9 protein-coding genes are annotated in these 12,699 nt (G+C 49.0%); 7 read left to right on the top strand and 2 right to left on the bottom strand.

The window, feature by feature from the left end:
* On the bottom strand, positions 1 to 464 hold a 464-nt coding region (gene fldB / locus AC6R1O_RS03430; protein WP_500656479.1), incomplete at its 3' end, for a flavodoxin FldB.
* Between the two features lie 170 nt (positions 465 to 634).
* Here fldB and xerD point away from each other — a divergent pair.
* From xerD to lpdA, 7 genes are all read left to right on the top strand, one after another.
* Complete coding sequence (gene xerD / locus AC6R1O_RS03425; protein WP_420378222.1) at positions 635 to 1,531, top strand: site-specific tyrosine recombinase XerD; 897 nt, start codon at positions 635 to 637, stop codon at positions 1,529 to 1,531.
* Positions 1,532 to 1,570: 39 nt separating this feature from the next.
* Positions 1,571 to 2,317 (top strand): bifunctional protein-disulfide isomerase/oxidoreductase DsbC, encoded by a 747-nt coding sequence (gene dsbC, locus AC6R1O_RS03420; protein WP_500656478.1) that lies wholly within the window; start codon positions 1,571 to 1,573, stop codon positions 2,315 to 2,317.
* A 16-nt stretch (positions 2,318 to 2,333) separates the two neighbouring features.
* The gene (recJ, locus tag AC6R1O_RS03415) at positions 2,334 to 4,073 is read left to right on the top strand and encodes a single-stranded-DNA-specific exonuclease RecJ (protein WP_500656477.1); all 1,740 of its coding nucleotides are present in this window, start codon (positions 2,334 to 2,336) and stop codon (positions 4,071 to 4,073) included.
* Positions 4,074 to 4,582: 509 nt separating this feature from the next.
* Complete coding sequence (gene pdhR / locus AC6R1O_RS03410; protein ID WP_334553897.1) at positions 4,583 to 5,353, top strand: pyruvate dehydrogenase complex transcriptional repressor PdhR; 771 nt, start codon at positions 4,583 to 4,585, stop codon at positions 5,351 to 5,353.
* 48 nt (positions 5,354 to 5,401) lie between these two features.
* Positions 5,402 to 8,065 (top strand): pyruvate dehydrogenase (acetyl-transferring), homodimeric type, encoded by a 2,664-nt coding sequence (gene aceE, locus AC6R1O_RS03405; RefSeq protein WP_500630136.1) that lies wholly within the window; start codon positions 5,402 to 5,404, stop codon positions 8,063 to 8,065.
* Between the two features lie 19 nt (positions 8,066 to 8,084).
* Positions 8,085 to 10,007 (top strand): pyruvate dehydrogenase complex dihydrolipoyllysine-residue acetyltransferase, encoded by a 1,923-nt coding sequence (aceF, locus tag AC6R1O_RS03400; RefSeq protein WP_500656476.1) that lies wholly within the window; start codon positions 8,085 to 8,087, stop codon positions 10,005 to 10,007.
* Positions 10,008 to 10,239: 232 nt separating this feature from the next.
* The gene (lpdA, locus tag AC6R1O_RS03395; RefSeq protein ID WP_334553903.1) at positions 10,240 to 11,664 is read left to right on the top strand and encodes a dihydrolipoyl dehydrogenase; all 1,425 of its coding nucleotides are present in this window, start codon (positions 10,240 to 10,242) and stop codon (positions 11,662 to 11,664) included.
* A 152-nt stretch (positions 11,665 to 11,816) separates the two neighbouring features.
* On the opposite strand, the gene AC6R1O_RS03390 is transcribed toward lpdA, so the two are convergent.
* Positions 11,817 to 12,431: a LuxR/HapR/OpaR family quorum-sensing transcriptional regulator gene (locus AC6R1O_RS03390; protein WP_487902112.1), complete on the bottom strand. Its 615-nt coding sequence runs from the start codon at positions 12,429 to 12,431 to the stop codon at positions 11,817 to 11,819.
* Positions 12,432 to 12,699 lie beyond the last annotated feature (268 nt).

Below are 12,699 nucleotides of genomic sequence, written 5' to 3'. Positions count from 1 at the left end.
TCGCTCAGTTCGTATTGAGAATCTTCGTCGAGCGCAAGACCGACAAAGAACTGACCATCTTCGGTGAGCGCTTTCGAGGCTTCGAATTCGTACTGCTCATCATTGGGCCAGTAACCAATCAGATTGGCGCCGGTCTTGACGATTTCATCGTGCAGTAAGCCCATCGCGTCGAGGTACCACTCGCCATAGCCTTCTTGGTCACCAAGGCCAAACAACGCCACGGTTTTGCCGCTGAGATCCACCGTTGGTACTTGTTGCCAAATCGCGTTCCAGTCTTCTTGAATCTCGCCAAAATCCCAAGTGGAAATGCCTAAAATCAGTAAATCGTAGTCGGCCATCTGCGAGAGGTCGGACTCTTTGACATTGTGGATGTCGAGTAAGTCTTCCCCGATGATCGCGCGCATTTTCTCTGCTGCCATCTCTGTGTAACACGTCGTAGAACCGTAAAACAGGCCGATTTTCATCATTGGTTTCCATCTTGATTGGTGTGCATACCGCGAATTCTAACCACAAAATGGCGAGCTTTGCAGCGAATATCCTCCTCAACGGTGATTTTTTATGGCTTTCTTCTAGCGAGGCACTTACATTGAAAGCCATTAAGCATCAACGTGAGAGAGTAAGTGTGTCGCAGGTGTTGACTCCGGACCAAGGAATCATTGAGCAGTTTTTAGATACCATGTGGATGGAGCGCGGGTTATCGGAAAATACTTTGGCCTCGTATCGCAATGATCTGTTTAAACTGCTGAGCTGGATGAGTGAGCACAACTATCGGCTCAGTTTTATTAGCCTCTCAGGGTTGCAGGATTATCAAAGTTGGTTGATGGACCAAGGCTATAAGCAGACGTCGCGTGCGCGCATGCTGTCGGCCATCCGTCGCTTGTTTCAGTACCTGCACCGTGAAAAGATACGCGCTGACGATCCGAGTGCCTTGCTGCTAAGCCCTAAATTACCTAAACGCTTACCGAAAGATCTCTCTGAGGCGCAGGTCGATGCGCTGCTCGATGCGCCGGACGTCAATGACGCGATGGAGCTTCGAGATAAAGCGATGCTAGAGCTGTTGTACGCCACAGGACTTCGTGTGACGGAATTGGTGAGCTTAACGATGGAAAACATCAGCTTGCGTCAAGGCGTGGTGCGGGTGATTGGTAAAGGCGGCAAAGAGCGTTTGGTACCGATGGGCGAAAATGCCGTCGACTGGACGGAAACTTTTCTCAAACAAGGCCGGTCTGAATTATTGGGTGACACCACCTCAGATGTGGTTTTTCCGAGCAAAAGGGCGAGGCAAATGACGCGTCAAACCTTTTGGCATCGTATCAAACATTATGCGGTGAGAGCGGGCATCGACACCGAGCAGTTGTCGCCGCATGTATTGCGTCATGCGTTTGCAACGCACCTATTAAACTACGGCGCGGATTTGCGCGTGGTGCAGATGCTCCTCGGGCACAGTGATTTATCCACCACCCAAATCTATACCCACGTTGCGACCGAACGATTGAAACAGCTCCACAGTGAGCATCATCCAAGAGCCTGATTAGGCACTTTGAACCACAAGACAAGAAAGGTGAATTGAATGAGCGTATTACGCCGTATCACTCTACTGACACTGCCACTACTGTTGACGGCGCAAGCCAGTGCTGCAACAGAGCCGGCTTTCGATAAAGCGCAGATTGAAGCGCGTTTTAATCAGCTTGGGCTGGAAGTGCAAGATGTTGTTCCTGCCGAGATTGATGGCTTGTTAGAAGTGCAAACCAATGGCGGCATCTTGTTTGCGACGCCTGATGGTGAGTACTTTATGGCGGGCACCTTGTACAAGTTAGACAGCAATGGTCAATATGAAGATGTACTGGCTAAGCGACAGGCTCCGATTAATGCGGCAAAAATCGACGCTTTCAAACAGACCATGATTCCGTTCAAAGCCGACAACGAACAGTATGTGGTGACCGTCTTTACCGACATTACCTGTGGTTACTGTGTGCGTCTGCACAGCCAAATGCAAGACTATAACAAGCTGGGCATCACCGTGCGCTACATGGCGTTTCCAAGACAGGGCGCAACGGGGGGCACCGCCGATCAGATGGCGGCCATTTGGGGCGCAAGCGATCCTCAGCAAGCCATGTCTGACGGGAAAACCCGACGCGAGATCCCTGAGTCAGGGGAAGACTTTGCCAAATATCAGCAGATCATTAGCCAGCATTATGCGCTTGGGCGTGAGCTAGGCATTCGTGGCACACCGGCGATCTTTCTGCCCAATGGCGACATGGTGGGGGGATACCTACCACCCCGCGATTTGCTCGAGCGTTTAGAGCAAATCCAATAATGAGCAGGAATGAGCGATGATAGAGATTCAACGTCGTCCTGAGGCAGACATTACCCTATTGCCTGAGAGTATCGATCCGCTGCTGCGCCGCATCTACATCAACCGTGGTATTCAAAGTGTTGAGCAGTTGGAGACAACCGCAAGAGCCTTGCACTCTTACCAGAAATTGCATGGTATTGAGGCCGCGGTGAGTTTGTTGTTTGAGGCGATTCGCCTCAATCAGCGCATCATAGTGGTGGGCGATTTTGATGCCGATGGCGCGACCAGCTCTGCGTTGTCTGTACTGGCACTGCGGATGCTGGGATCGAGCAATGTTGACTATTTGGTGCCGAATCGATTTGAAGACGGCTACGGCCTTAGCCCGGAAGTAGTCGATCAAGCGATCGAACTGGGCGCGCAAGTGATCATGACCGTCGATAATGGCGTGTCATCGATTGAGGGCGTGCGCTATGCCAAGCAGCAAGGGCTTACGGTGTTGGTGACGGATCATCACCTACCTGGCCATGAATTGCCTGAGGTCGATGCGATGGTCAATCCAAATCTCGACGAGTGCGCGTTTCCGTCTAAGGCGCTGGCCGGTGTCGGTGTCGCTTTTTATTTGATGATGGCGCTGTGCGTCCATATGCGAAAAGCGGGATGGTTTGCTGAGCAAGGTATGGCGGAGCCCAAACTGATGGAGCTGATAGATCTTGTGGCGCTGGGCACGGTCGCAGACGTGGTGCCTCTAGATGAGAACAACCGCATTTTGGTGTATCAAGGGCTGCAACGCATCCGTGCGGGCAAAGCAAGGCCAGGTATTCAAGCGTTGATTGAAGTGGCGAAGCGCGATGCAAAGCGTCTCGTTGCCTCAGATTTCGGTTTTGCCTTGGGGCCAAGAATCAACGCCGCCGGTCGACTGGACGATATGTCGTTTGGGGTTGAACTGCTGATGAGCAACAACATCCACGCCGCAAGGCGCATGGCTTCTGAACTTGATGGGCTGAATCAAACGCGCAAAGAGATTGAAGAGGGCATGAAGCAAGAGGCGATGGCGTTTTGTGAGCGGTTACAGTTTGGTGAAGGGAGCCAGCTTCCTTATGGACTGGTGCTGTTTCAACGCGATTGGCACCAAGGGGTGATCGGGATTCTGGCCTCGCGCATCAAAGAGCAATTTCATCGCCCTGTCATTGCGTTTGCCGATGGCGGTGATGGCGCGATTAAAGGCTCTTGTCGCTCGATACCAGGTTTACACATGCGTGATGCGCTCGATCGTATCGATACGCAACATCCGGGGCTGATTAAAAAATTTGGCGGTCATGCGATGGCGGCCGGTTTAACCATCATGGAGAAAGATTTTGAACGCTTTGCGACCTTGTTTAACCAAACAGTGGAACAAGAGTTGGATGAAGCGGCGCTCAAAGGGGTGGTCTTGTCCGATGGCGAGCTGCGCCCAGAAGAGTTTTCCATGCACACCGCGCACGTGCTTCGTTCTGGTGGGCCTTGGGGGCAAGCGTTTCCAGAGCCGATTTTTGACGGCGAGTTTATGGTGCTGCACCAAAAGCTGGTGGCCGAGAAGCACTTAAAGCTGATGTTAGAGCCACTCTATCGTGGCCACCCAACCGGGCTGACGATGGATGCGATCGCGTTTAATGTCGACTTGAGACGCTGGCCGGATGCGAGCGCCAAGACTGTCCATCTGGCTTATCGCCTCGATATTAATGAGTTTCGGGGCAATCAGTCTTTACAGCTGATGGTCGATTATATTGAAGCGAGATGAACGTTCTCGACATCTAATAGACTCCCTCATTGATACCGCGCCAAGCAGAAATGCTTGGCGTTTTTTTGTTTCGTTTTTTGAGGAGAGAGTTTAGAGACGAGAGTTTTGAGGTGAGACTTTCAGGTCTGACCAGGGAATGCGATCGGGATCCGTTACCCTGTTTTCAGAAAAAACGCGGTTGAATTCAGAAAAATGTCATCTCACCAAGGTATCGACGGTGGATAGACTATGCTTTGATGTTATTCGCTTCGTTTCATTTGTATGATGACTCAATCAAGTAAAGTGTGATGCGTGGCACGTTTTTGCCCCATCTGTTTCTCTTTTGTAATTGGTCATACCAATTTGATTGATGTTTTAATTATGAGCTGTTATCAAACTGTGACCGCATGAGTCGTTCTATGATTTGAATCAAATTTTGGCTGGAAGTTGCGTTTTAATTATGTTAATTTCCTCGCCAAGATAAAATTGGTATTACCAATTGACTGCAAAGAGAAAGAAGAATAACAACTATGGCTTATCAAAGGATTCGTCAGCCAAAACTCTCCGATGTGATTGAGCAAGAGTTAGAAAGGTTGATTGTGGAAGGTACACTCTCGCCGGGGCAACAACTGCCACCCGAGCGCGAACTGGCGAAGCAGTTCGATGTGTCTCGTCCGTCTATCCGTGAAGCCATTCAGCGCTTAGAAGCGAAACGTCTTTTGACCCGCAAACAAGGGGGAGGGACGTTTGTCAGTGAAACGATTTGGACCAGTTTTTCGGATCCTTTACTCAATCTCCTATCGAGTCATTCTGAGACTCAATTGGACTTGCTGGAAACGCGTCACGCGATGGAAGGGATTGCCGCTTATTTTGCAGCTCTACGTGGTACCGAAGAAGATTTTGCTCGCATTCAGGCTTGTTTAGAGATCATCTCACAAGCTCAGTCCACAAAAGAAGTGGACGCGGAAGCCGCGGCGGTGGTGCAGTTTTTGATTGCCCTAACCGAAGCCGCGCACAATGTGGTGTTGCTGCACATTATTCGCAGCCTTGCGCCTTTGCTTGAGCAGAACGTATTACAGAATTTAAAACTATTACACCGCCGCGATGAAGTGGTGGAGAAAGTAAGTAGACACAGGGCTAATATCGTGGATGCGATTGTTTCAGGCCAACCTGAAAAAGCGCGTGAGATGTCCCATTCGCATTTAGCTTATATCGAAGAAACATTGTTGGATTTGACTCGTGAAGAGTCGCGCAGAGAACGCTCTTTGCGTCGAATTCAGCAAGGTAACGATGCTAACTAAAACCGTTACTTAAATAAGTAGATCCAACCAACAGAAGGATAGATCGCCATGTCTGACATGAAGCATGACGTAGACGCACTTGAGACTCAAGAATGGTTACAAGCTCTTGAGTCAGTAGTTCGTGAAGAAGGTGTAGAACGTGCACAGTACCTACTAGAGCAAGTTCTAGACAAAGCTCGCCTAGACGGCGTTGATATGCCAACAGGCATCACAACCAACTACATCAACACGATTCCAGCGAACCAAGAACCAGCTTACCCTGGTGATACTACGCTTGAGCGCCGTATCCGTTCCATCATCCGCTGGAACGCAATCATGATCGTTCTACGTGCATCTAAGAAAGATCTAGAGCTAGGCGGCCACATGGCGTCTTTCCAGTCTTCTGCTGCGTTCTACGAAACCTGTTTTAACCACTTCTTCCGTGCACCGAACGAGAAGGATGGTGGCGATTTGGTTTACTACCAAGGTCACATTTCACCAGGTATCTACTCACGTGCATTCGTTGAAGGTCGTCTAACTGAAGAGCAGCTAGACAACTTCCGTCAAGAAGTAGACGGAAAAGGTATTCCTTCATACCCGCACCCTAAACTGATGCCTGAATTCTGGCAGTTCCCGACAGTATCGATGGGCCTAGGTCCAATCGCTTCTATCTACCAAGCTCGTTTCCTTAAGTACCTAGAAGGCCGTGGTCTTAAAGATACGTCAGAGCAGCGCGTTTACGCCTTCCTAGGTGACGGTGAGATGGATGAGCCAGAATCACGTGGTGCTATCTCTTTCGCTGCGCGTGAGAAACTAGACAACCTATGTTTCCTCATCAACTGTAACCTACAGCGTCTAGATGGCCCTGTTATGGGTAACGGTAAGATCATTCAAGAACTTGAAGGTCTGTTCAAAGGTGCTGGTTGGAACGTAGTGAAAGTCATCTGGGGTAACAACTGGGATTCACTACTCGCCAAAGATACGACGGGTAAGCTTCTTCAACTGATGAATGAAACCATCGACGGCGACTACCAAACATTCAAATCAAAAGATGGCGCGTACGTACGTGAGCACTTCTTTGGTAAGTACCCAGAGACAGCTGCACTTGTTGCTGATATGACTGATGACGAAATCTTCGCACTTAAGCGTGGTGGTCACGAGTCTTCTAAGCTATACGCGGCATACAAAAACGCGGCAGAAACGAAAGGTCGTCCAACAGTAATCCTAGCTAAGACTGTTAAAGGTTACGGCATGGGTGAAGCGGCTGAAGGTAAGAACATCGCGCACCAAGTTAAGAAGATGGATATGACGCACGTACTACACCTACGTGATCGTCTAGGTCTTCAAGACATCCTAACTGACGAAGCAGTGAAAGAACTTCCGTACCTGAAACTTGAAGAAGGTTCAAAAGAGTACGAATACCTACACGCTCGTCGTAAAGCGCTACACGGCTACACGCCACAGCGTCTACCAAAATTCACTCAAGAATTCATCGTTCCTGAGCTAGAAGAATTCAAGCCGCTACTAGAAGAACAGAAGCGTGATATCTCTTCTACTATGGCATTCGTACGTGCACTAAACGTTCTACTTAAGAACAAGAACGTTGGTAAGAACATCGTTCCTATCATTGCTGACGAAGCACGTACATTCGGTATGGAAGGTCTGTTCCGTCAAATTGGTATCTACAACCCGCACGGCCAAACTTACACACCAGAAGACCGTGGCGTTGTTTCTTACTACAAAGAAGCGACTTCAGGTCAGGTTCTACAAGAAGGTATCAACGAGCTGGGTGCGATGTCTTCATGGGTTGCTGCTGCGACTTCATACTCGACAAACGACCTACCAATGATCCCGTTCTACATCTACTACTCAATGTTCGGCTTCCAACGTGTGGGCGACATGGCGTGGATGGCTGGTGACCAACAAGCACGTGGTTTCCTACTCGGTGCAACGGCGGGTCGTACAACGTTGAACGGTGAAGGTCTACAGCATGAAGATGGTCACTCGCACATTTTGGCGGGTACGGTTCCTAACTGTATTTCTTACGACCCAACCTTCGCGTACGAAGTCGCGGTCATCATGCAAGACGGTATCCGTCGCATGTACGGTCCAGAACAAGAAAACGTGTTCTACTACCTAACGCTAATGAACGAAAACTACGCAATGCCAGCAATGCCAGAAGGCGCTGAAGAAGGCATCCGTAAAGGTATCTACAAGCTAGAAACTTACACGGGCGACAAAGCGAAAGTTCAGCTGATGAGCTCTGGTACTATCATGAATGAAGTACGTAAAGCAGCTCAAATCCTAAGCGAAGATTACGGTGTCGCTTCTGATGTTTACTCTGTAACGTCATTCAACGAACTCACTCGCGATGGCCAAGATGCAGAGCGTTTCAACATGCTTCACCCAGAAGCGGAAGCGAAAGTACCTTACATTCAAACAGTAATGGGTACTGAACCTGCTATCGCAGCCACTGACTACATGAAGAACTACGCAGAGCAGGTTCGTGCATACATTCCTGCTGAGTCTTTCAAAGTTCTTGGTACTGATGGCTTCGGTCGTTCAGACAGCCGTGAAAACCTACGTCGTCACTTCGAAGTGAACGCAGGTTACGTAGTAGTAGCAGCGCTAACTGAACTAGCGAAACGTGGCGAAGTTGAGAAATCTGTAGTTGCAGAAGCAATTAAGAAATTCGACATCGACACAGAGAAAACAAACCCGCTATACGCTTAATTAAGAAGGTAGATAAGAAATGGCAATCGAAATTAATGTACCAGACATCGGTGCGGATGAGGTTGAAGTTACTGAGATTCTTGTAAGCGTTGGCGACAAGGTTGAAGAAGAGCAGTCTCTGATCACAGTTGAAGGCGATAAAGCTTCTATGGAAGTTCCTGCTTCTCAAGCGGGTATCGTTAAAGAAATCAAAGTTGCAGAAGGCGACAAGGTTTCTACTGGTTCTCTAATCATGATTTTCGAAACCGAGGCGGCCGGCGCTTCGGGTGCAGCTGACGCTGCACCTGCTCCTGCGGCAGAAGCAGCTCCAGCTCCAGCAGCAGCGGCAGAACTAAAAGAAGTTCACGTACCAGACATCGGTGGTGATGAAGTAGAAGTGACTGAAATCATGGTTGCCGTTGGCGACAGCATCGAAGAAGAGCAATCTCTTCTCACTGTTGAAGGCGACAAAGCTTCTATGGAAGTTCCAGCGCCATTCGCAGGTACTCTAAAAGAGATCAAAGTTGCAGCAGGCGATAAAGTATCGACTGGCTCACTTATCATGGTATTCGAAACCGCAGGTTCAGGCGCTCCAGCAGCACCAGCGGCAGCTGAAGCTCCTGCGGCAGCAGCTCCAGCAGCGTCCGGGACGCCGGTCGCAGCGGCAAAAGAAGTGAACGTTCCAGATATCGGCGGCGACGAAGTTGAAGTTACTGAGATCATGGTTGCGGTTGGCGACACAGTGGAAGAAGAGCAATCTCTAATCACTGTTGAAGGTGACAAAGCTTCTATGGAAGTTCCTGCACCATTCGCTGGCACAGTTAAAGAAATCAAGATTGCAGCTGGCGACAAAGTGTCTACTGGCTCACTAATCATGATTTTCTCTACAACGGAAGGCGAAGTAGCGGGCGCAGCACCTGCTCCGGCAGCGGCTCCAGCTCAAGCGGCAGCACCTGCAGCGGCAGCTCCCAAAGCAGAAGCACCAGCGGCAGTAGCTCCAGCAGCTGGTGACTTCCAAGACAATGATGAGTACGCTCACGCGTCTCCAGTGGTTCGTCGTCTAGCGCGTGAATTTGGCGTTAACCTTTCTAAGGTTAAAGGCAGCGGTCGTAAGAGCCGTATCCTGAAGGAAGACGTTCAGAACTACGTGAAAGAAGCGCTTAAGCGTCTTGAGTCTGGCGCAGGTGCAGCCGCATCTGGTAAAGGCGACGGCGCGGCTCTTGGTCTACTCCCATGGCCAAAAGTGGACTTCAGCAAGTTCGGTGAGACGGAAACTCAGCCGCTATCTCGCATTAAGAAGATCTCAGGTGCAAACCTACACCGCAACTGGGTGATGATCCCGCACGTGACCCAATGGGACAACGCAGACATCACTGAGTTAGAAGCGTTCCGTAAAGAGCAGAACGCCATCGAAGCGAAGAAAGACACGGGCATGAAGATCACGCCACTTGTGTTCATCATGAAAGCAGTAGCGAAAGCACTTGAAGCGTTCCCTGCGTTCAACTCTTCTCTATCTGATGACGGTGAGAGCCTGATTCTGAAGAAATACGTCAACGTAGGTATTGCGGTAGATACGCCAAACGGCCTGGTTGTTCCTGTATTTAAAGATGTGAACAAGAAGGGCATTTACGAGCTGTCTGAAGAGCTGATGGTGGTGTCTAAGAAAGCACGTGCTGGCAAGCTCACAGCGGCTGACATGCAAGGTGGATGTTTCACTATCTCAAGTCTTGGCGGTATCGGCGGTACAGCGTTTACGCCAATCGTTAATGCTCCCGAAGTCGGTATCCTTGGCGTGTCTAAGTCTGAAATGAAGCCAGTGTGGAACGGTAAAGAGTTTGAACCGCGTCTACAGCTTCCACTGTCTCTCTCCTACGATCACCGTGTGATTGATGGTGCAGAAGGTGCACGTTTCATTACTTACTTAAACGCGTGTCTGTCTGACATTCGTCGTCTAGTATTGTAATTCATGACTCCCCTTTACCCTCGGTGTAAAGGGGCGTCACTTTTTCTATATTCAGCAGTTCATTCGTGAATTGTTGTCTAGCTCACAGGCTAAATGGATTTACTTTTCACACCATTAACATCTCTGTAAACTGTTGGCGGTCTGAAAATAATATTGAAAAACAAACCATTCGTTGAACGATAGATTCCATACTCACTCAGCCTGTTAGGGATAATGACTACAAGAGGTCAAAATGAGCAAAGAAATTAAAGCCCAGGTGGTAGTACTTGGTGCCGGTCCTGCTGGTTACTCCGCTGCATTCCGTTGTGCAGACTTAGGTCTGGACACTGTTCTTATCGAGCGTTACAGCACCCTAGGTGGTGTTTGTTTGAACGTGGGTTGTATCCCATCAAAAGCGCTTCTACACGTGGCAAAAGTGATCGAAGAAGCGAAAGCTTTGGCTGAGCACGGTATCGTGTTCGGTGAGCCACAAACAGACATTGATAAAATTCGTCTGTGGAAAGAGAAAGTGATCAACCAATTGACTGGCGGTCTTGGCGGTATGGCTAAGATGCGTAAAGTAAACGTGGTGAACGGCTTTGGTAAGTTCACGGGTCCTAACTCGATTGAAGTGGAAGGTGAAGACGGTAAAACGGTCGTTAACTTTGATAACGCTATCGTTGCTGCGGGCTCTCGACCTATCAAACTTCCATTCATTCCGCATGAAGACCCACGTATTTGGGATTCAACGGATGCACTTGAGCTGAAAGAAGTACCAGGAAAGCTGCTGATCATGGGCGGTGGTATCATCGGTCTAGAAATGGGTACGGTTTACCACTCTCTGGGTTCTCAAATTGACGTGGTTGAAATGTTCGACCAAGTTATCCCAGCGGCAGACAAAGACATCGTTAAAGTTTACACCAAACGTATTAAGAACAAGTTCAACTTGATGCTTGAAACTAAGGTGACCGCTGTTGAAGCGAAAGAAGACGGTATCTACGTGTCAATGGAAGGCAAGAAAGCACCAGCGGAGCCAGAGCGCTACGATGCGGTTCTTGTGGCTATCGGTCGTGTGCCAAACGGTAAGCTTATCGATGGTGAGAAAGCTGGGATTGAAATCGACGAGCGCGGCTTCATTAACGTTGATAAGCAAATGCGTACCAACATCCCACACATCTTCGCGATCGGCGATATCGTTGGTCAGCCAATGCTAGCGCACAAAGGTGTGCATGAAGGTCACGTTGCAGCAGAAGTGATTTCTGGTAAGAAGCACTACTTTGACCCGAAAGTCATTCCTTCGATTGCCTACACTGAGCCAGAAGTGGCGTGGGTTGGTAAGACTGAGAAAGAAGCGAAAGCAGAAGGCATCAACTACGAAACGGCTACTTTCCCGTGGGCGGCGTCTGGTCGTGCTATTGCATCTGACTGTGCAGACGGTATGACGAAGCTTATTTTCGATAAAGATACACATCGCGTTATCGGTGGTGCGATTGTCGGTACTAACGGTGGTGAACTGTTGGGTGAAATCGGCCTAGCTATCGAAATGGGTTGTGATGCAGAAGATATCGCACTGACTATCCATGCTCACCCAACTCTGCATGAGTCTGTCGGTCTAGCCGCGGAAGTGTTTGAAGGCACCATTACTGACCTTCCAAACCCGAAAGCGAAGAAGAAGTAATCCTTCTTAGACTGAAATAGAGAAAAACCGCTGATAAGTCAGCGGTTTTTTTATGCCTGTTCACTTATGCCTATTCACTTATGCCTATTCACTGTGCTCGCTCCTGTACGTTAAAGATCAGGCATAGCGAATAGGCGTAGTTGGCGAGCGTATTACTGATCGCGCTTGTAAATACAGAGCATGTTTAAGTGGCTGTTGGTCAGTTTCTCCATCGCTTCAGTATCTTGAATACGATTGGCTTGAATGAACAGCGAGTAGAACATGCCGTGGAACAGGGTCGCGAGATCGACAGGATCGTGTTTGTCACACACTTCATCGCGCTCGATGGCTTTCACAAACATATTTTGCACCAGCAGTTGGTTGGTGCTGTTGGTGGAGACAAACAGCGGCCAGACTTCATCACGAGTCGAGGCGCTCCATTCGAACCACACTTTGAGCCAGTGACAATCATTGAGCACCAACTCAACCATCGCAGAGGTCAGATTGTGCAGGTTCTCTCTCGCGTGGAGGTCTAGGTCAATATTGTCGGTGAGGAAGTTGGAGAACTGTCTGACGACATAGTTTAGAACGTCATCGACGAGATCTTCTCGGGTTGGAAAGTAGTTAAACACCGTCGCCACAGAGACTTGTGCGATCTCTGCAATGTCAGCGTGGCCACCACGTCCAATTCCGCGGCGAGCAAACACTTCCAAGGCGATTTCCATCAACTGCTGTTTGCGTTTTTGTGGAGAAAGGCGTGTACGGGGTCGTTTCGCTATAGAATCCATAGTTCATTTCCTTGCCAATTGAGTTGTCGTTGTGGGCTGAGCCCTATTTAGTATTTTATTATTTGCCGTAGCATTGATGAGTGTAATGGTGCATATGCTTTGGGTCAACGTTTTGAGGTGATTTAATAATCAATTTTGTTAGTTACTAATATTCCATTTTTATCAGTCCCTGGGTTTTCATCCAAGCAAACGTTTAAGAGTGAGCGCTCAAGTGTTAGACTACGCGCTTGATCATTTAGCAGTACCGGCGAGTCAAATGGCTCGGAAC

It is taken from the genome of Vibrio sp. R11-SG3-ISO3-SZ (genome assembly GCF_059834345.1).
The sequence above is the reverse complement of the archived record's forward strand: the minus strand, read 5'-3'. Positions and strand labels throughout refer to the sequence as shown.

Coding starts and splice junctions, on each gene's coding strand:
- dsbC (WP_500656478.1), top strand. CDS start 1,571: ATGAGCGTATTACGCCGTATCACTCTACTGACACTGCCACTACTGTTG.
- recJ (WP_500656477.1), top strand. CDS start 2,334: ATGATAGAGATTCAACGTCGTCCTGAGGCAGACATTACCCTATTGCCT.
- pdhR (WP_334553897.1), top strand. CDS start 4,583: ATGGCTTATCAAAGGATTCGTCAGCCAAAACTCTCCGATGTGATTGAG.
- aceE (WP_500630136.1), top strand. CDS start 5,402: ATGTCTGACATGAAGCATGACGTAGACGCACTTGAGACTCAAGAATGG.
- aceF (WP_500656476.1), top strand. CDS start 8,085: ATGGCAATCGAAATTAATGTACCAGACATCGGTGCGGATGAGGTTGAA.
- lpdA (WP_334553903.1), top strand. CDS start 10,240: ATGAGCAAAGAAATTAAAGCCCAGGTGGTAGTACTTGGTGCCGGTCCT.
- AC6R1O_RS03390 (WP_487902112.1), bottom strand. CDS start 12,431: ATGGATTCTATAGCGAAACGACCCCGTACACGCCTTTCTCCACAAAAA.